Source organism: Mangrovibacter sp. MFB070 (assembly GCF_000705335.1).
Lineage (GTDB): Bacteria > Pseudomonadota > Gammaproteobacteria > Enterobacterales > Enterobacteriaceae > Mangrovibacter > Mangrovibacter plantisponsor.
Genome location: NZ_JJMI01000035.1, coordinates 208,465 through 227,663 on the forward strand (window position 1 = coordinate 208,465; position 19,199 = coordinate 227,663).

Annotated in this window: 19 protein-coding genes; 8 read left to right on the top strand and 11 right to left on the bottom strand. The window is 51.1% G+C overall.

Features of this window, described 5'->3' with window-relative positions; all coding sequences use genetic code 11:
• The first annotated feature begins 144 nt into the window (after window positions 1–144).
• A complete protein-coding gene (locus DT73_RS17860; protein WP_036112439.1) occupies window positions 145–1,071 on the top strand; it encodes a LysR family transcriptional regulator in 927 nt (308 codons plus the stop codon).
• 194 nt (window positions 1,072–1,265) lie between these two features.
• Here the strand turns inward: DT73_RS17860 and DT73_RS17865 are convergent, their stop codons facing one another.
• Window positions 1,266–1,703 carry a hypothetical protein gene (locus DT73_RS17865; protein WP_036112442.1) on the bottom strand — a complete coding sequence of 146 codons (438 nt, stop codon included), beginning with the start codon at window positions 1,701–1,703 and terminating at the stop codon, window positions 1,266–1,268.
• A 767-nt stretch (window positions 1,704–2,470) separates the two neighbouring features.
• Here DT73_RS17865 and DT73_RS17870 point away from each other — a divergent pair.
• A complete protein-coding gene (locus DT73_RS17870; RefSeq protein WP_235234535.1) occupies window positions 2,471–3,283 on the top strand; it encodes a DUF1796 family putative cysteine peptidase in 813 nt (270 codons plus the stop codon).
• A 222-nt stretch (window positions 3,284–3,505) separates the two neighbouring features.
• Here DT73_RS17870 and DT73_RS17875 read toward each other — a convergent pair whose 3' ends face one another.
• Window positions 3,506–3,838 (bottom strand): LysR substrate-binding domain-containing protein, encoded by a 333-nt coding sequence (locus tag DT73_RS17875; protein WP_051691453.1) that lies wholly within the window; start codon window positions 3,836–3,838, stop codon window positions 3,506–3,508.
• Between the two features lie 136 nt (window positions 3,839–3,974).
• On the opposite strand from DT73_RS17875, the gene DT73_RS17880 reads away from it, so the two are divergent.
• Together DT73_RS17880 and DT73_RS17885 are read left to right on the top strand one after the other, a co-directional pair.
• A complete protein-coding gene (locus DT73_RS17880; RefSeq protein WP_036112446.1) occupies window positions 3,975–4,418 on the top strand; it encodes a DUF2000 domain-containing protein in 444 nt (147 codons plus the stop codon).
• Between the two features lie 70 nt (window positions 4,419–4,488).
• Entirely contained in the window at window positions 4,489–4,944 is a 456-nt protein-coding gene (locus DT73_RS17885) for a GNAT family N-acetyltransferase (RefSeq protein WP_036112656.1), read from the top strand.
• 108 nt (window positions 4,945–5,052) lie between these two features.
• Here DT73_RS17885 and DT73_RS17890 read toward each other — a convergent pair whose 3' ends face one another.
• The 6 genes from DT73_RS17890 to DT73_RS17915 form a co-directional block, all read right to left on the bottom strand.
• Window positions 5,053–6,363 carry a cytosine permease gene (locus DT73_RS17890; protein ID WP_036112449.1) on the bottom strand — a complete coding sequence of 437 codons (1,311 nt, stop codon included), beginning with the start codon at window positions 6,361–6,363 and terminating at the stop codon, window positions 5,053–5,055.
• Between the two features lie 64 nt (window positions 6,364–6,427).
• A complete protein-coding gene (locus DT73_RS17895; RefSeq protein ID WP_036112451.1) occupies window positions 6,428–7,408 on the bottom strand; it encodes a biotin-dependent carboxyltransferase family protein in 981 nt (326 codons plus the stop codon).
• Window positions 7,398–8,282, bottom strand: a complete 885-nt coding sequence (locus DT73_RS17900) for an allophanate hydrolase subunit 1 (RefSeq protein WP_036112454.1) — start codon at window positions 8,280–8,282, stop codon at window positions 7,398–7,400. The genes DT73_RS17895 and DT73_RS17900 overlap by 11 nt, the downstream gene beginning before the upstream one ends.
• On the bottom strand, window positions 8,272–9,672 hold the full coding sequence (locus DT73_RS17905; protein ID WP_036112457.1) for an acetyl-CoA carboxylase biotin carboxylase subunit: 1,401 nt from the start codon (window positions 9,670–9,672) through the stop codon (window positions 8,272–8,274). The genes DT73_RS17900 and DT73_RS17905 overlap by 11 nt, the downstream gene beginning before the upstream one ends.
• 16 nt (window positions 9,673–9,688) lie before the next feature.
• Entirely contained in the window at window positions 9,689–9,940 is a 252-nt protein-coding gene (locus DT73_RS17910; RefSeq protein ID WP_036112460.1) for an acetyl-CoA carboxylase, read from the bottom strand.
• Between the two features lie 19 nt (window positions 9,941–9,959).
• A complete protein-coding gene (locus DT73_RS17915; RefSeq protein WP_200874803.1) occupies window positions 9,960–10,730 on the bottom strand; it encodes a 5-oxoprolinase subunit PxpA in 771 nt (256 codons plus the stop codon).
• Between the two features lie 161 nt (window positions 10,731–10,891).
• Between DT73_RS17915 and DT73_RS17920 the strand changes: the two genes are divergently transcribed.
• Window positions 10,892–11,809: a LysR family transcriptional regulator gene (locus DT73_RS17920; RefSeq protein WP_036112461.1), complete on the top strand. Its 918-nt coding sequence runs from the start codon at window positions 10,892–10,894 to the stop codon at window positions 11,807–11,809.
• Between the two features lie 42 nt (window positions 11,810–11,851).
• On the opposite strand, the gene DT73_RS17925 is transcribed toward DT73_RS17920, so the two are convergent.
• Complete coding sequence (locus DT73_RS17925; protein ID WP_036112464.1) at window positions 11,852–12,256, bottom strand: ACT domain-containing protein; 405 nt, start codon at window positions 12,254–12,256, stop codon at window positions 11,852–11,854.
• A gap of 256 nt (window positions 12,257–12,512) precedes the next feature.
• Here DT73_RS17925 and DT73_RS17930 point away from each other — a divergent pair, with 256 nt between their 5' ends.
• On the top strand, window positions 12,513–13,871 hold the full coding sequence (locus DT73_RS17930; RefSeq protein WP_036112476.1) for an 8-oxoguanine deaminase: 1,359 nt from the start codon (window positions 12,513–12,515) through the stop codon (window positions 13,869–13,871).
• A gap of 53 nt (window positions 13,872–13,924) precedes the next feature.
• On the opposite strand, the gene DT73_RS25210 is transcribed toward DT73_RS17930, so the two are convergent.
• Entirely contained in the window at window positions 13,925–15,475 is a 1,551-nt protein-coding gene (locus DT73_RS25210) for an EAL domain-containing protein (RefSeq protein WP_160173980.1), read from the bottom strand.
• A 587-nt stretch (window positions 15,476–16,062) separates the two neighbouring features.
• On the opposite strand from DT73_RS25210, the gene shiA reads away from it, so the two are divergent.
• Together shiA and DT73_RS17950 are read left to right on the top strand one after the other, a co-directional pair.
• A complete protein-coding gene (shiA, locus tag DT73_RS17940) occupies window positions 16,063–17,388 on the top strand; it encodes a shikimate transporter (RefSeq protein WP_036112480.1) in 1,326 nt (441 codons plus the stop codon).
• Window positions 17,389–17,767: 379 nt separating this feature from the next.
• A complete protein-coding gene (locus tag DT73_RS17950) occupies window positions 17,768–18,283 on the top strand; it encodes a polyketide cyclase (RefSeq protein ID WP_036112665.1) in 516 nt (171 codons plus the stop codon).
• A 232-nt stretch (window positions 18,284–18,515) separates the two neighbouring features.
• Here the strand turns inward: DT73_RS17950 and DT73_RS17955 are convergent, their stop codons facing one another.
• Complete coding sequence (locus tag DT73_RS17955) at window positions 18,516–19,163, bottom strand: NAD(P)-dependent oxidoreductase (protein WP_036112486.1); 648 nt, start codon at window positions 19,161–19,163, stop codon at window positions 18,516–18,518.
• Window positions 19,164–19,199: the final 36 nt, after the last annotated feature.

Sequence of the window (19,199 nt, forward strand, 5' to 3'; positions counted from 1 at the left end):
AATCTATCAACTGCAATTTTGAATCCTGCTCACACTTTCTTTTTTATCGGCACATAACTGCACCTTTTTAGTGTACCCGTTGCCATTTCTGCCCGGCGCACTAAGATATCAACAGAGTTGATTAATTTTACAGAATTGATAGATATGAAAGATATTAAAGCGCTGGATTTCAATCTGCTTAAGTCCCTGGACGCATTACTGGACGAACGCCATGTCACCAGAGCGGCCAGCAAGCTGGGGGTTACCCAACCCGCCATGAGTGCCATGCTGACACGCCTGCGGGCAACGTTCGACGACCCGCTGTTTGTCCGTTCCCAGCGCGGTATTGTGCCCACCCAACGGGCGCTGGACCTGGCTATGCCGCTCAAGCAAATAATGAGTGAACTTGGCGCATTATTACAGCCTCCCATTTTCGACCCTGCCACCGCACACCAAACCTTTTCTATTGCCGCGACAGATTATGCGCTGCGGGCTGTTGCAGTGCCTTTTCTTCAGGCATTAAAGCGCCAGGCACCATTTATTCAGGTGTCTCTGGTGCCGGTTGATGACGCTTTGCTGCCAGTACAACTCGAGCAAGGGGAAATTGACCTGGCGCTGGTGACACCTGAAGCGGCCTTGCCCAACCTGCACGCACGGAATCTGTTTCAGGAACATTATGTTTGCGTAGTGAGGGAAGGCCACCCGGTGCTCGCGAAAGGAAATACGCTGGCACTGGAAGACTTCTGTGCTCTGGATAGTGCTCTGGTGTCTTATGCCGGAGGCCAGTTTAGTGGGGTAACAGACGACGCACTGAAAGCGTTGGGGAAACAGCGTAACGTCACGCTATCTGTTAAAAGCTTTTTGATTGTGCCAGAGATCCTGCGCGCCAGCGATATGGTGGCAATTCTCCCCCACCGCCTGGTTAATGGTGTGCCTGGCCTGGTGGTAATGGAACCGCCACTTGCCGTACCGGGTTTTACCAAAACCGCTGTCTGGCATGAGCGCACCCACCGCGACAGCGCACAGCGCTGGTTGCGTGAGCTGTTATTCACCGCCTGCAGTGAAAGCAAACCACTGGCAATAGCTGGATAGTAAACAGGCGACACCCACGAACAGGGTGATGAATGCTTTGAGGCTGAAAAAAACCGGTAACCCGGCCACCTGAAAGCAAAATACCCTGCACAGCCACGCCTGATACCCGGCCGCACACAAAAAAGCCAGGTGCGGAACGCACACCTGGCTTAACCTGCTACTTCATATTCAGAACGGGTTCTCTGTTCCCCCGTTTACAACCCACAAGCCGGAAGCGTTTCCCAGCGCGGCGCTTTCAGGTTGCCCGCAAAGTGCCACACTAACTCGGCCAGCAACCCGGCCAGGGATTTACCGGTTTCAGGTGGTAACCCCTGCAAAGTAAGCACCTGAGTCAGCGCAAGGCAGTAGTCACACAACAACTCCGGGCCAGGCTCGAAAACCGGGGCATCGGGCAGGACATCTACCACAAACTGCTCAAGAAGATGCGGGGGAATTGGGTCATCCAGGGTTGGGCGCAACAGCGCAAGTGCTGCATTCAGCCGGGCAAGCAACGCCATTTTCAATGCAGGATCATCGCTTTCCAGCATGGTCTGAGCAAAATGCTCGCAGTAAGTGGCCAGTTCGGTGAAATCAGTTGCAGCACTGAACGGAACAGACAGCAAATGGCTGCCAGGAGTGAGGATTGTTGCCACAGGGCACCTCCAACAAGGAATTGATTTTTCCCGCCACCGGAAATGCCAATTTCACGGGTGGCGGAACCGAACAGGGTTGGCATAACCGGCCTTGTTGGACCCCGGCGCACCTTACGGTGCCCCCGCCCGGCCCGCCATTGAGGTGTAACCGTGCGCGCAACATAGTAATTTATAACTATGTTGCCAACAAGGGTGATGCAGGATGCCAATCCTGGCACCTGAATTTGCAGGTGCGGAAAAAAGCGTACCGGGAATGGAGACAGGCAGCAAGCTCAGGACTGGAACCGGGCCCGCAAATTTACTAAAAACAACGCACTACGTAACTACTGCCCGTAACAATCTTCAACACTCACAAAACAAGTAACCCGGCACCTGCTTACTGGTAAATATTCATGGGGTGGCAATCAATACAAAGGAAAGAACCGCACGCCATCATGAGTCACTGAATCAATAAATCACTGTTTTAAGAAAAACCTCATGTTTACCCTGATAAACATGAGGACTAGAATCATTTTGATACAAAACATTCATTTTCTATTCGCAATTATTTTTTTGAATTATAAAAAACATCTACTCCAGTAGTCTTTTTAAAGAAAGATATAATTGGCAACGCAGTTAACTTGCTTAATATGATATTTACCACCAGTGAATCATTTTGCATAAAACATGGAGAAAATATTTTCCATGGAAGTGTATGCCCGTTGTAAATACGCCAACTACTTTGTGGTGCTACAGAACCATCATTGTAATCTCATAGAGAAAGGGGGATGGTAAAAGCAATGAAAAACATAATCACTCATCAACAAATAAAAAGTAACCTCCGGTCTATAAAACGGAGTATTAGTAATATCAGTAAGAAGTGGCAAAACAGACGTAATTTTAAATCTGATACATTATGGATCTCTATTGGTGAAAACTGCCTTGCAGATGATATTCTGAGCAGGCATAACCGAAAATCGTTCAGCTCAGTGTTTTCCTCTGGCCGTTCCAATATAGAGTACATCCTGCAGATGGAGAAGGACTGTTACCGGCATCTTCTGGAGAAAGACCAGTTACAACCCTTCCCGGATGGTGACCACTTCGTGGTACGTTCAACATACTATAAAGACTGTGCCGGGCAATACAGTCCTCGACACATGCTGGGGTTTGAGTTCTCCCACCATGACCCACTCAGGGTGAAAGAAGATTTGCGTGCATTCAAACGCCGTATTTACCGCCAACTAAAATACCGAGGTGTGAGGAACTTCATTTTTCTATATCACCACCGTATTTCAGACTTGTCAAACATTCCCTTACTGCGATCTCATCTCAATGAATTTCTGTCGCTTTATAATATTAAAAACTGCCACTGTAAAGTAATCTTATTCTATCAAAAAATAATTGACATCAATACTGAGAAGTTTATCGACTTTATTCCTCACAGTACAGGTTTACTCGAGTTTATCTGCCATACCCATGCAATTTGGGGCGGTGATGATCTTGATACTTTCTGGGCTAAAAGAGATGACTCTTTGTTTACCTCTATGTTTAGCATAGTTGACGAATTAAGGAAAAAAGAACTGAATGTCACTGATGAATAAAAGGTAGTGATAAATACCCTCCTGAATTATAATCACCTCACGGCTGATGCCACTGACAAATAACAGACACCATTCAGACTGGGGATAATTATTAACTCCGGTAACCATACAGTTAGCGGAGTTAATGCTGTGAGACTTCCATAAGATATTTTATAACAAAGCAGTGATTATGTTACGCCAATATCCTGTTATGTTTTGACAATGCTTCCCCACCAGCCTGCGTTATAACTGCACCCTGCTCTGTATCCACTCGCGCAGCGCAACAACCTCTGCCCGGAATGCCATCTCTTCCAAAGCCACCAGGTAATAATTTGCCCCGGGTAAAGAACCGGCGTAAGGCGCAACCAGCATTCCCCTGTTGATTAAATCCCCCACCAGCAATTCACTGGCAATGACCGCGCCATGCCCTGCCACCGCGGCCTGTAATGCATGGGTTTCATCGCTGAAATGCAGGCCTCTGGACAAATTCAGGCCTTCCGGCCCGTAGCGTTGTTTCCAGTGTTGCCAGTCCGGTGATTCTTGAGGGGTATGGCGGTTATCTACGTGTAGTACCATACGTTGAATACTCTCTGCCCGGCAGAGTATGATTTCTCTCAACCCGGTATAAACAGAACAAACCTGAATCGTTAACTGGCAGGGCTGTGGTTTATCCACCGGGAAATGAGCTTATGTGAGTAAGAAAAGGACATTTATGACAGAGTTATCCACCCTGCCCGATGAAAACACAAAACGCTTTATTGCAGTATTAAATAAAAAGGTTGAAATGGGCCGTTTATATAACGCGCTCGGCCATATGACGGCGGGGCTTGTCGCGCATATCAATAACCCGGAAAGCTTGTGCTTCTTGCAATATAAAGACAAAGATGGTGGCATTCACCCTGCCATTTCTCACTTTCCTTTTATTGTCCTTAAAGCAGACAACTCCAATAAAATCAGGAAAGTTCGCGAAGAACTGCTTCAGCGTGATATCCCGTTTACTGATTTTACAGACACAATGATCGTTGGCTCTTCGGCAGCACAGTTACACGCCACATCAGAAACACCAGAACAAGCGCTGGAGTATTTCGGGGTCTGCATGTTTGGCGACACCGATATACTTAAAGAATTTACCGGGAAATTCAGTTTATTTAAGTAAGTGTTTTCACCCAAGTGTGCATGTCCTTTTCCGGCTCACGAGGGTGATTAATTCGGTGCAGGTGGTTCCTTTGAAAATTGAACACGCGCAAGAGCAAGATTTCAGGCAAGTGCTATCGGTTATTAATACAACCATCAACACCATTTACCCAAAGTATTATCCGGCGGGCGTTGTACGTTTTTTTCTCGAACACCACGCGCCAGAAAAAGTACAACAATCAATTAAAAACAGAGAGATATATATTCTTTCCAGCAATGGCATTGTCGTTGGAACGGGAAGTATCTCTGGAAATGAAATCGGCCGGTTGTTTGTTCTGCCGCAATACCAACGGCAAGGGTACGGGAAACTGCTGATGGATTTTCTGGAAAGAACTGTGCTGGAGCGATATGGTTCAGTAACACTGGATGCCTCCTTACCAGCAATACGCTTCTATATGCAGCGAGGCTACAGGCTCATCTCTTTTGAATCGGCTACAACCGCCAGTCAGGATATTCTCTGTTATCCAGTAATGTCATTGCACCGATGAATACACCAGGTATCAACTTCTGGTTCATCCAGGTTAGCAAACAACGCTTCCCTGGCCTGCGAGTAGCAGCATGCCCACACTCAGGTGGGCACACTGTGAAACCGCTAATCAGTCATTAATCACTTTGGTTGCCGGTAACCGGGCTCCTGCCCACAGGCTGAACAGCGCATACAAGCCACAGGCACAGACAAAAGTGACCGGAGCTGAAAATGCCGCCACAGATGGGGTGGCGTGCATTAATGCGATACCAATCGCAACGCTGATAAACCAGGCGCCAAGGCCCGTCAGGTTGATGGCGCTATTTTCGCGTTCGGCCTGTACATTGCGGGCTATGCCGGCAAGGGCAACACCCACCCAGGCCACCACAAATACCCCCTGGTACGCCAGTGCCTGCAACAACCAGGCGAACACATCTGCCAGCATCAGAATATAGACCACCACGCCCACCACACAGGCCCACACCACTTTGGGGAGTTTCACCTTAAACAGGCTGTGGAAAAACACCTGCATATTCACCGTTGCCAGGTAATAGTTCGCGGTATTAATCCGGGTTTGGGTTACCCAAACAAACCCCAGCCCGGCCAGCCCCAGCAGGTTGAGAATTGCCACTACAACCGAAGTTTCATTTAATGCTGTACCGGCAGCAAACGTGCTGGTGAGGTAGATCCCCGCCATACCATTGAGCAAGAAAGTCACCAGGTAAAACGGCATCCCAAAATTGAAACGGGCGTGGTACTGGCTGTCTTCCTCTTTACCAAAACGCGCGTAGTCAAAGGTGTACATCATCAAAACCCAGACACCCATATAAGACGTGAAACAGTTCCACCAGCCCCAGGGCGATGGCGTGGCAGGCCCCAGTTGTAGCCAGTTTGCCTGGTAACCGTGTAACGCCACCGACATCACAATCGTTGCCAGTAAACCCAACAAATAGAACGGCAGCAGCACGCCATTAAATTTATCCAGCCAGTGCTGCACACTGCCAAAAATCAGCGGCACACTGTAAACCACCACCAGCGCAGCAGCAGCCCAGTACACCAGCCCCGGGTACAGGTGGTTCAGTGCAAACGCAATCACCGAGCCTTCAAACACGGCATAGTAAATGGCCGTGGAGAAAAATATCAGCGTGGCAAGCGACGCGCCTAACTGGCCAAACAGGCGGCGCGAAAACTGAGCAACAGATAACCCACTGCGAATGGCAAAACGGCTGATAACGCCGTTAATCAGGCCATAGGTGATAACCGAAAGCACCATACCAATGATGGCGTTAACCGCGCCATAGGCCATCGCCAGCGATGCACCCACCACAATGTAAAACACTGCACTACACACCGCCCACCATGCCATGGTGAGTGACAATTTGCCCATCTGTGCCGGTTCTGCCGAATTTTGCACAGCACGGGATTGTGGAGCTGAAGCCATAGCAACCTCCTGATACGAGTAGAGACCAGTGATATATGCCGCGGGGCCTGCACCCCGGGCAGGGTTAACGCAACGCCTGAGTAAGCTCAGCCAGCCGGTGTTGTGATGCGCGGCGGGCAGCCAGTGCCTCTTCCAGCGTGACAGGGATAAACTGCACCTGTTGATTAGGCTGTAATTGCCCAAGGATGGGCAGGTCACAGCTAATCACCGTACCCAGTGTCATATACCCGCCACCAGAAACGGCATCACGCAGCAGGACAATGGGTTCCAGCCCGCCAGGCACCTGCACAGAGCCAATGGGGTAACAGGCATCAACAATGTTTGAAGGGTCTGAGCCTGCGCCAAAAGGTGGCTCTTCCGGTTTAAACGTTAACGGTGTGCCACCTTTCAGCCGGTAACCGGTTCGGTCGGCTTCGGTGCTGACATGCCAGGTATCGGCAAAAAAGTTATCGACGGCGGCTTCAGTCAGGCGGTGGATATACAGCCCGGGCAGCATCCGCAATGTGACTGATTTCGGGAATGCCGTAAGTAAATCTTCCGGCACTGTTTTGCCTTCAAGCTGCAAGCGCCCCGCCGTTACTGGCAACACGGGCAACGAATCCCCTGCGGCGAGGCGCCTGCCCTGGTAACCACCCAGCGCACCGAGCGTATAAGTTGAACGGCTACCTGACACCAGCGGAACATCAATCCCGCCCGCTACCGCCAGATACGCCCGGCAACCCTGGCGCGCCGGGGCAAAACGCAGGCGCTGCCCGGCAGCGATAAGCAAGGCTGTGTTGCTGTTGGCTGGCTGGTTATCCAGCATGGGCACCATGCCCGCACCGCATACGGCCACCAGGGTATTTTCAGTAAACTGCAATTCCGGGCCCAGCAGCGTCATTTCCAGCACGGCGTCATCCGGGTTGTTGCCCACCAGCATATTCGCCATCTGCATAGAATAGGGGTCCAGCGCGCCAGAAGGCGGTATCCCCAGGTGGTAGTACCCTTCCCTTCCGGTATCCTGCACTGTGGTGGCAAGGCCAGGCTTGATAACATTAATGGCCATACAGCCCCCTTTTTAGTTGCTGAGGATACCCTTGAGGGTCGTTAAGAAAATCTGCCAGCGCAAAAGTCACTTCACGGATTCGTGGCGTGAACTCGCCGCGTTGAACCTCTTCACACAGTGCGTCATAGGCTGCCCGGTCCACCGGGCGAAACTGCACAATGTCCCCCGCTTTGAAAAACACCATGTCCTGTTTGAGATACCCCAACCGTTGGGCCGGGTCGTAGATGGGCATTGGCGTAATGCCAAACAACTGGTAGCCACCTGCGCCACGCACCGAGTAAATGCAGCCGAAACACCCGCCATGGCCTAAAGACAACCCGGGGGTATCGGTGCGTGGGCGCAGGTATTTCGGCACCTGTAACTGCTTTTGCCGTTCCACCATTTGGTACATAAATGGCAGGCCAGAAACAAACCCCACCATCGAAACAAACCAGGGCGTGTTGCTGTGAGCGGCAATGAACTCTGCGCTGTCTGCAAACCCGTTAATCTCTGCCGCGTAATCCAGATCACTGCCTTCCGGCGCCTGGTGGCGGTCACGAAAGCGCATCAGCGTTTCGTGTGTCCAGGGGTCGTTGTAAAACACCGGAACCTCAATGATCCGGGTTTCCAGGGTGTCGGCTTCCCCACTGCTTCCTGCTTCCAGTGCCTGCAGTTGTTCCAACAGCACATAAGGGTCGAGGACATCCGGGTTAAAACGCACCTGAAAAGAGGCATTCGCCAGGCAAATATCCAGCACGCCAGGTAACTGAAGGGCTTCCAGCGCCCGCGTCAGTTTCAGCCCCCGAAAAAAAGCCTGCAAAGACATTTCCCGGTCAATTTCGGCGAAAAGGTGCTCATCGCCGCCAAATGAGTAACGAATTGGGTTATTGGCCATAACGGCGCACCTCCCCGGCAGGCGTGGACGCACTCTGGTTGCGCTCCGCCAGCCACTGTTCGAGCGTGGTTGTGGTAAATTCGCCAGCTTCCAGTTGTGGAAGGCTCAGCAACCATTTATGTAGCGAAGCCGTGTTTTTCACACCGCGCAGTTCCAGGGAACCCAGTGCCTGCCGGGCTCTCTCCAGGGCCTGCGGGCGGTTCTCTCCCCAGGTAATCACTTTCGCCAGCAAAGAATCATACCAGGGAGGAATGCGGTAACCGCTATACACATGGCTGTCTACGCGTACACCTTCACCACCCGGCCAGACCACGCCGTCAATCACCCCCGGGCAGGGAAAGAAGTTTTTGTCCGGGTCTTCGGCGTTAATACGCATTTCACAGGCGCTGCCATGCAGAGTGATATCCTCCTGCGCCAGCGTCAGAGGTTCACCATTGGCAATGCGTAACATCCACTGTACTAAATCCACACCCGTAACCATTTCCGTTACCGGGTGCTCTACCTGAATACGGGTGTTCATTTCAATAAAGCAAAATTCGCCACGCACCTCATCAAACAGGTATTCCAGGGTACCTGCCCCCCGGTAACGCAAATGCCGGGCTAATTGCAGCGCACTGTCACACAAGGTTTTTCGCTGTTCGTCACTCAGCGCCGGTGAAGGCGCTTCTTCGAACATTTTTTGCCGCCGCCGTTGCAGAGAACACTCCCGGTCAAACAGGTGAACGACATGCTCGCCATCACCCAGGATCTGCACTTCAACATGGCGGGCCCGGGCAATAAACCGCTCCAGGTATACTGCGCTGGAACCGAATGCCGCTTTGGATTCACTTTGTGCAACGGGAAATTCCCTGGCGAGAGCGTCGCCGTTGTCTACCACGCGAATGCCTCTGCCACCACCACCAGCCGCCGCTTTTATCATGCAGGGGTAACCAATCTGTGCAGCATGGGCCTGGGCTGCCTGGACCGTTTCCAGCACTCGTGAACCCGGCACCACAGGGACACCAGCTTCAGCGGCTGTGCGGCGGGCCGCGGCTTTATCTCCCATGACACGAATCGTTTGCGCATCCGGCCCCACAAAAATCAGCCCGGCCTGTTCCACGCGCTCTGCAAACTGTGCATTCTCAGACAAAAACCCGTACCCGGGGTGAATGGCGTTAGCGCCACTTTGGGTTGCTGCGTTCAGTAACGCGTTAATATTCAAATAGCTTTGTGCTGCCTGCGCCGGGCCAATAATCACGGTTTCATCTGCCAGGTGAGCCGCAAGGCTGTCTTTATCTGCTTCACTGCAGGCTGCAACCACAGGAATACCCAATGCCTGTGCTGCACGAATAATACGCACAGCAATTTCCCCACGGTTAGCAACCAGCAGTTTTGTTATTTTGCCTGCCATATTTCCTCCAGGGTGGTTATGCATTATCGGTTTTTATTATGGCTATCGTTTGCCCGGGCTCGATGGCATCACCATTTTGTATCGCTATTTCTGTTATCGTGCCTTCCACTTCAGCAAACACTTCGCTAAATTGTTTCATTACTTCAATTAAGCCAATAACCGTATCTGCAGACACTACCTGGCCGGGTTCAACAAAAGGTTTGGCGTCTGGTGATGGCTGGCGATAAAAAACACCAGGCAGAGGTGATACCACTTCAAAATCAGACATATTTTTCTCCAGGTTATATTTATTTCGCCGCACTCGGGGAGGCAATTTCCACACCGTGGTGAATGAGTGCCGTTTTTACCGCACTAATAATTTCCAGAGCACCAGGGGTGTCGCTATGAATACAAATAGAATCAAAATTAATTGGGATAATATTATCGGTTACTGTTTTCACTTTCCCTTCAAGGCATGCCAGGAGAACTTTATCGACAATATCCTGCACTTTCAGGTGCCCGGTATTGCGGGTGAAAACGATAACGCCTTGATCATCATAGGCTCTGTCTGCATAGAACTCGGTAACCACAGGCTGCCCAAGTTGCTGCGCCGAACGCCAGACTGCGGTATTTTCCATGCAGTACAGGCAGAGTTTGCTGTCCAGTTGGTGTAATGTTTCCACAAACTGTTGCGCCGCAGCTTCATCACGCGCCAGGTGCATATACAATGCACCGTGGGGTTTTATATGCTGCAATGGCAAGCCAGACAAACTGGCAAATTCCCGTAACGCACCTAACTGGTAAATAATATCGTTGATTAACTCACTCGCAGGGATAGATAAATGGCGCCGCCCAAACCCCTGTAAATCACGAAACCCAGGGTGTGCGCCAATTGCAACATTATTTATTTTCGCCTGCTCAATTGTTTTGCGCATAATATTTGGATCACCGGCATGAAAACCAGTGGCAATATTAGCAGAGCTGATAACTGACATTAATGCGTCATCCACACCATCGCCAATCACCCATGAGCCAAAGCTTTCACCTATATCTGAGTTAATGTCTACTCTTTTCATCATATATATTTCTTATTTATCGCAGGAGTTGTTTATTTAATATATGAGTATTTATTTTCGTTCGGAAAGTAGTATTTTTAGATGGCGTAATATCAGAAAATCAGAAGGCTTAACTCACACAGCCTTTTAAGCCGTGCGCCCCCATAATACAGAGGAAGATGTTGATGCTAACCTTGCGCCAGGTTCGTTATTTTGTTGCCACGGCAGAGATGGGGCAAATCTCACTCGCCGCCGTTCACCTGAACATTTCGCAATCTGCCGTAACGGGCGCGATTAAGGAACTGGAGCAACTGTTGGGGAAAAAGCTGTTTTCCCGCTCCGTGCATGGCATGGTGCTGACCGAGCACGGCAATCACTTTCTCAACCATGCCTACACCATTTTGCAAACTGTCGATAACGCGGTGCGCAGTGTGCCGGTTAACGACAACGGCGTGCGGGGAACCCTCCGTCTGGCAGCCAGTTACACAGTTATTGGTTATTTTCTACCTTTCCATTTGCAGCGCCTGGCGCAGGACTACCCACATATTGATATTCAACTGTTTGAGTATGAGCGCCAGGATATTGAGCAGGGGTTGCTGGACCACTCACTGGACATGGCACTGGTGCTGACCGGTAACTTACGCCACCAGGATATCTACGCAGAAACGCTGTTTAACTCCACCCGGCGTTTGTGGTTGCCTTCGCACCACCCACTCTGTGCTAAATCACAAGTTACGCTGGAAGACGTTGCTGGCGAGCCATTTATCATGCTGACAGTAGATGAAGCCGCAGACAGCGCCATGCGCTACTGGGAGGAAGCCGGGTTTCGCCCGGATATTATATTGCGCACCAGTTCCGTTGAAGCCGTACGCAGCATGGTCGCCAACGGTTCAGGCATCGCAATATTGTCTGACCTGGTTTACCGCCCGTGGTCTTTGGAAGGGCGGCGTATTGAAACCCGCTCGCTGGTGAATAACGTGCACCCAATGGGGGTTGGCCTGGCCTGGCGCAACGATACCGAGTTCACGCCTGCCATGCTGGCACTGCGCGAATATTTCCGCAGTGCGTTTATTACCCAGCAAATTAATATGGTGAGGCGTTAATGGAGAAAAGGTATTCCAGTTCCCAACCCATTATTCATACCTTTAACAGGTTGTACTTTTACCTAAGTTTTGCAGAACACTTAACGCACGCTCTGCATCTTCAGCGGCAACAAACAGGTGGTCGTGATAGAAACCGGCCACCACATTGCAGCTTATTTTCTGGGCGGCCAGCGCCTGCGAAAACGCCGCCGTCAGCCCAACGGCCTCCAGAGATGAGTGCACTTCCAGGGTTATCCAGGCGGCCACATAGTTGCACGGGAAGCCAGATTCGCGGGCTATATCCTCCGGTAATACCAGCGTAATGCCCTCCTGTTCACGCACCACAACCACTGCGTGAGTCGCTAACTGTTCAGGCAGCGTATTTGTCGTGCAAAAAACATAGCGGCCAGGGTTATGGCGCGGTGACGCAGAAGCCAGCAGGCGTTCCAGGTTGGTTTCACCAGACATTGTCTCTCCTGTTTAATCACTCTTTATTCAGGACAGTAAACATAAACCGCACATCATGCCACCGGTTAATACCAAAATAGCCCATTATGATGACAGGAGTCGTTGCGCTACTGCCCTCGCTTGCCTTTTCTGGCAAACACTTTAATATCGCCCTGTTCACCTGAACCCCTGGATCAGCAGACAGGGCATAACTGAGCTGGCTCACCCTTTGTTTAACAGCGCGTATTTTGCGCGTGAATACAGACAGGAGCCACTCATGGCCGCTCAACGTATCTGGTTAAAAAACCCACTGGCAATTGCCCTTCCCGCTCATTGTGATGGCCGCGGTGGTATCGTGGTGGAAGGTAGTCTGGTTGATGAAGTCATCCCGGCGGGTGGCCAACCCGCACACCCTTGCGATGTCGTGTTTGATGCCCGCGAGCATGTGGTTCTGCCCGGGTTAATTAATGCCCACCACCACTTTTACCAAACCCTGACCCGCGCCTGGGCACCCGTGGTTAACAAACCCCTGTTTCCCTGGCTGAAAACGCTGTACCCGGTTTGGGCGCGGCTGACACCAGAAGCACTGGCGCTGGCAAGCCAGGTGGCAATGGCGGAGTTACTCCTTTCCGGTTGTACCACCGTGAGCGATCACCACTATTTATTCCCCGGTGGGCTGGAATCTGCCATTGATATTCAAATTGAAGCCGTTAACCAGTTAGGGATGCGCGCATTGCTCACCCGCGGTTCCATGAATCTGGGCGAGGATCAGGGTGGCCTGCCACCGCGCCACACCATTCAGGACAGCGATACCATTCTGGAAGACAGCCTGCGGTTAGTTAAACGCTACCACCAGCGCGGCCCGGGCGCGCGTATCCAGATTGGCCTTGCTCCCTGTTCCCCGTTTTCGGTTACCCGTGAATTAATGCAGGAAATTGCCCGCCAGGCAGAAGTGCTGGATGTACGCCTGCACACCCACCTTGGCGAAACCGATGACGAAACCCAATACTGCCTGTCACACTTTGGGCAACGTTGTGTAGATTACCTTGAAGATGTGGGCTGGCTGAATTCCCGGGTCTGGCTGGCGCACGGCATTCATTTTGACCAGCAAGAAATTGCCCGGCTGGGTGCGGCTCAGGTGGGGATTTGCCATTGCCCGGTGTCCAATATGCGCCTGGCTTCCGGGATTTGCCCCACCGTGGACCTGGAACAGGCAGGCAGCCCGGTAGGCCTGGGAGTGGATGGTTCTGCATCTAACGATGCATCCAACCTGATGTACGAAGCACGCCAGGCTCTGTATTTGCAGCGCCTGCGCTACGGTGCCGAGGTTATCACCCCGGAACGCGTCATTGGCTGGGCAACATCCGGCTCAGCCCGCTTGCTGGGCCGCACAGATATTGGTGAAATCGCACCAGGCAAACAGGCCGACCTGGCACTGTTCCGCCCACAAGGGCTGGCATTCAGCGGCAGCCATTCGCCCCTGGACGCGCTGATATTGTGTGGTGCACAGCAGGCAGACCGCGTGATGGTCGCCGGGGAATGGCGCGTCACCAATGGCGAAATTGCCGGTCTGGATATTCCTGCACTTATCAATAAACACCAGGCGGCCGCCAGGCAGATAATCCGCCAGGTTTAACCAGGTTTGTTCATGCCCCGGCCGGTTAAACCTGGCATGAACAGCCACCAGGGCTAATGGCTGGCAACCACTGTCGCAGCCATGGTTTTATCCAGCGGGCGATAAAAATACCAGCCCTGGGAAAAGGCTTTCGGGATTTCGCGGGAGATAAAATGCACCTGATAACGGTGCTCCACACCTTCAAACACAATGTCTTTTTCTATTTCCCGCAACAGCACAATCAGGTTCATCAAGGTTTTGTTATTGATAGAATCAGTGCCGATGGCATTGGTAATAAATTTATCGATTTTAATCTTGTCGTAATTATTGCTGGTGAGCCAGGATATATTTGAATAGCCGGTGCCAAAATCATCAATAGCGATATTGAACCCACGGTTACGTAATACACGCATGCCACTATCCACATCGTCTGTAGATGCATTAGCCCGTTCCGTGATTTCCAGCACCACTTGCTGTGGCGACAGGCCCACGATATTCACCGATTCGCTCAGATAATCGATAAACGTGACATCGCGAATATCATCCGGAATCACATTAATGCTGACGAACAAATTATGTTTTTTCAGCGTATCGCTAATTTCCCGCAAGGCCATTTTCGTAACCAACCGGGTAATCGCCTGCGCCTGCCCGGTCTGTTCTGCCAGGGGAATAAAAGTATCTGGTGAGACATCGCCCAGCAATGAATCTCGCCAGCGTATCAGTGCTTCAAACCCCACGATTTCACCGGTTACCGTGCGGACAATCGGCTGGTAGACCAGCGAAAAGCTTTCATTGCGAATGGCTCTTTTCAGCCGAACATCCATAGATACCCGGCGGCGGCGGTAGAAAAACAGCAAATAACTGGCCGCCAGACCTGCTCCCAGCCCGGTACAAATCAGCGCAACCTGGCCCCAGGCAGGTAAATCTGTCGCATCATTCAGCACAGCACTGATGCGCACACAAATACTGCCCTGCGGCCCGCAGCGTTCTATACCATACACATTGCGCTTAAGGCCCAGCCTGTCATGTAACCGGCCAGCCGGCAGCGTACCAGACTGGCGAATAACTTTGCCCGTGTCTTGTTGCACCAGCGACAGCATCAGGCCATGTTCACGAACATTGCGGTCCATGGTTTCCATCATCATGGGGGAAATGAACAACACAATGTCGCCACGGGTTATCACATCTGTGGCAATTCCCTTACCCAACAAGGTCGAGTTATTAAACATTAACCCGGTGCCAATTTGTGTAACCACCTGGGGAACCGGTACATGAGCAGGAGGAAGTACCGCGCCAGACGAGGTACAGGTCATCAAACCATGGTGCGTGATACCAATTTCACGAATAAACTCATATTTCCATAAATCATTTTTTAGTTGCCTGACAACATCCTGGGTACAACTCACGCCGCTATATTTGTCATTAAGATGATCTAACGCGCTACGAAACTCTGCCGCCACTTCCGAAACACGGTTAAGAATAATAGCCGCACTATCATCAATGACTCTTTGTTGAACCGCCCGGTATCCCCAGGAAAAAACACACAAAAAAACAACGAACACGCATAATGGGAAAACTGAAAACAGAAACCGTTTTTTTGCCCGCCATTTTCGCGCTTCGGACATATCTGTATCCCCTTTAAACAGAGAACTTATTAGTGCGCATCTGAATAATGATGCTTTAACACCCAATAACCGGCCTGAAGCTGGCAAAACACGAACCTGTGATTTAACCATACTCAGCAACTTTTTCGAGATTTTTCCGGCAATTCAGATAAACACCACCCGACATGGCCCTTCGAGGTAAAAGCTCCTGCCGGTAAAACGGTTCCACTACGCCGCAAAGGGCGACATCATACAAGCCAGTTGCTGAGTTGAGTAGACATAATCAGTGCAAGGTTTTGCCTTTTTTGCTACCCGCGCCTATTTTGGCGATTTTCTCCGCAAGTGGAAGCTTTTACATTAAAACACGCTGAATTTTTTGTCTCACACGTTATTTTTATTTGTCTTTTACTGCCTTTAAAAAATGCTTTAATTCGTGCCAGTAACAGAAACCCGGCGTCTGGCGGGATTTATTCGCTAAAACTGTTTTCTCTCACATCGAGTCAGGGTAGTCTCATAAGCAAGCCTTATTTTTGGCAGTGAACTTTGTGAGTATTTCCGGTACCGCTCAAAACCAATAACAACAAATGACGTAACAAGACAGGATAACTATGGATACGACACTCGCCTCTTCTGCTTATGAAGAGCGCACCATTGCACTGTCACGCGCAAAGCGTGCAGCCTGGGGGAGTTTCGCAGGCGCAGTGGTGGACTGGTATGACTTTTTACTCTATGGCATTACTGCGGCACTGGTCTTCAACCATGAATTTTTCCCGCAAATAAGCCCGGCGATGGGTACTCTGGCAGCGTTTGCCACCTTCGGCGTGGGCTTTCTGTTTCGCCCGCTGGGCGGTATTATTTTTGGGCATTTTGGCGACTTACTTGGCCGCAAACGCATGCTCATGCTTACTGTCTGGTTGATGGGCCTGTCCACCGCCTGTATTGGTTTACTGCCGTCATTTGGTTCTATTGGCTGGTGGGCTCCCGCCCTGCTGGTGCTGCTGCGTGCTGTTCAGGGGTTTGCCGTCGGTGGTGAATGGGGTGGCGCTGCGCTGCTGTCTGTAGAAAACGCGCCTGCTGGCAAAAAAGCCTTTTATAGCAGTGGTGTCCAGGTAGGTTATGGCGTGGGGTTATTGCTCTCGACAGGCCTGGTTTCCCTGATCAGCCATTTCACCAACGACAGCCAGTTCCTCGAATGGGGATGGCGCATTCCGTTCCTGTTCAGCGTGGTTCTGGTACTGGCCGCCTGGCGTATTCGTAACGACATGGAAGAGTCTGTCGAGTTTGAAAAACAGGCCGTGGCAAAACCGGCTTCTGCCCGCCGCACGTTACCGGTGATGGAAGCAATTCGCCGCCATCCAGGCAGTTTTTTGCTGATTATCGCTCTGCGGCTGTGTGAATTGCTGACAATGTATATCGTCACCACCTTCGCGCTGAATTACTCCACAACCAACCTGGGCATGCCCCGGGAACTGTTTTTGAGTGTTGGGTTATGTGTGGGGGCGCTAAGTTGTTTCACCATTCCGCTGTTCGCCCTGCTGGCAGACAAATACGGCCGTAAACGGATTTATATAACCGGTGCTCTGATTGGCGCGGCAAGTGCGTTTCCTTTCTTCATGGCTCTGGAAGCGCAGTCCGTTGCCGGTATTATCATTTGTTCCCTGCTGCTGGCGAACCTGGCGCATGATATGGTGGTGTGTGTTCAGCAGCCTATCTTCACCGAACTGTTTGGTGCCAGCTACCGCTACAGTGGCGCCGGTGTTGGCTACCAGGTTGCCAGTGTGGTTGGTGGTGGCTTTACGCCGTTTATTGCTGCCGCTCTGGTCACCTTCTCTCAGGGCGCATGGCACAGTGTGGCGATTTACCTGATGGCCGGTTGCCTGCTGTCTGCCGTGGTCGCGTTTTTGATGAAAACACCAGCGACCGAGAACGAGTAACATGCTTGCACGGCAGGCCTTTTCGGGCCTGCCATCTTTCCCCACATTATTCTGGCAGCCAGATAACGGCTTTTTCACGCTGTACATGCAGGTAGCTTATTTACTTATCCGCTGCCTGACCACACCCGGTTTCATACATCCCCACCTTTGCTCAGTGAGCAAAAATCAGCTTAACGCTATGTTTTTTATATAATATCAATTCAGTTTATATTAAAAATAAAAAATCAAAATTGGATTTATTACAGAGTAATACGCACTATTACTCCCGAACTAACACCGAGCGCCATCCGCATGCAGCCTGCAAACAGATTTACCTGTTGCACTGTACTTATTACCGGATTGCCACAGCGAAATACAATTCAGGAGTAAAGACATAATGATGAACGCGATTATTTGGCCAGAAGGTTTTGTCCCGGGCTTTACCGAGAACTTTGCGTCTAATGAAGTGATTGTTGCCGGGCTGAGTGCAGCCGATATCTGGCCTTTGCTGGTGACCCCGGCTCACTGGCCAACCTACTACACCAACTCTGCCAATGTCCGCTTTTACGACAATAAAGGGCCAGAGCTGCGCAATGGCGACCGTTTTTACTTCGAAACCTTTGGCTTCCCGGTAGAGTCACAATGCAAGGAAAGTGTTGCACCAGCTGGTAATCAACCTGGCCGCCTGGCCTGGCATGGCTGGGCAGGCGAAGAAGGCACTGAAAGCCGCCTGGATGTGCACCACGCATGGTTAGTCGAAGACCTGGAAGGGGGACGCGTGCGTATCCTGACGCAGGAAACGCAAAAAGGGAAACCGGCTGCTGACTTACATGCAACCAAACCAAACCCAATGATCAATGGCCACCAGGACTGGCTTGATGGCCTGGTAGCCGCAGCGCGTAAAGCGAAAAAATAAGTAGTGATAACTACCACCAGGTAGCCGTCATCTACGGTTACTTGCACTGACTGTTCTGGGGGCTATTAGCCCCCATTCTTTATCTTCCTCGCCTGTTCAGGCCTGTACTGCTGCTACACAAACCAGACAAGCAAAACAAGAGCACATTTTTATTTGTGCTCTTGCTTGCATTTATGAGGAACAAAGACCAGCAGATACAGGTTCACACCGGCTGGCCTGTTGTGAAGATCTATCAGGAACCTACGCTAAAACGGGCGCGTTCATGTTTGGGGTTTTCAAGCTCATCAACCAGCGCAATCGCATAATCTTCGAAAGATATCTGGCTTTTCCCGTGTGCATCAATCACCAGTTCATCATTACCGGTACGGTAGTGCCCGGTACGTTCCCCAAGGTCAATCATCAGTGGTGGGCTGATGTAAGTCCAGTTAACAGCTGACGCTTTCAGTGCCGTTAGTAGCTTCATATGCGACAGAGCAATCGGCACCAGGAACTTCGGCCAGACATCTGAATCGACAACTTTCAGCCCGTCTTTGTACCAGAGCGAGCCGCAGCCACCGACCACCAACAAACGGGGCACCCCTGCTTTTCTGACTGCCTCTATCACCTGTGCTGAAGTCGTGACCAGGATATCGGTATCCGCGCCAGCGTTATCCCGTGGTGCACCTACGGCGCTGATAACAGCATCTGTACCACGAATAATAGCGGCAAGACGCTCTATGTCGCTCAGGTCGTCCTTTACCACGGTCACAGTGGAAGGCAAATTACCAGGGAATTTGCTGGTATCGCGGGCAATAGCAACAACATCATGCCCGCGACGGATGAGCTCAGCCAGTGCGGTGCTGCCACCGCGCCCGGTAGCAGCCACAACTGCGATTTTCATATTACACTCCTGTTTCTGAATAAAAATAGCCCGCCT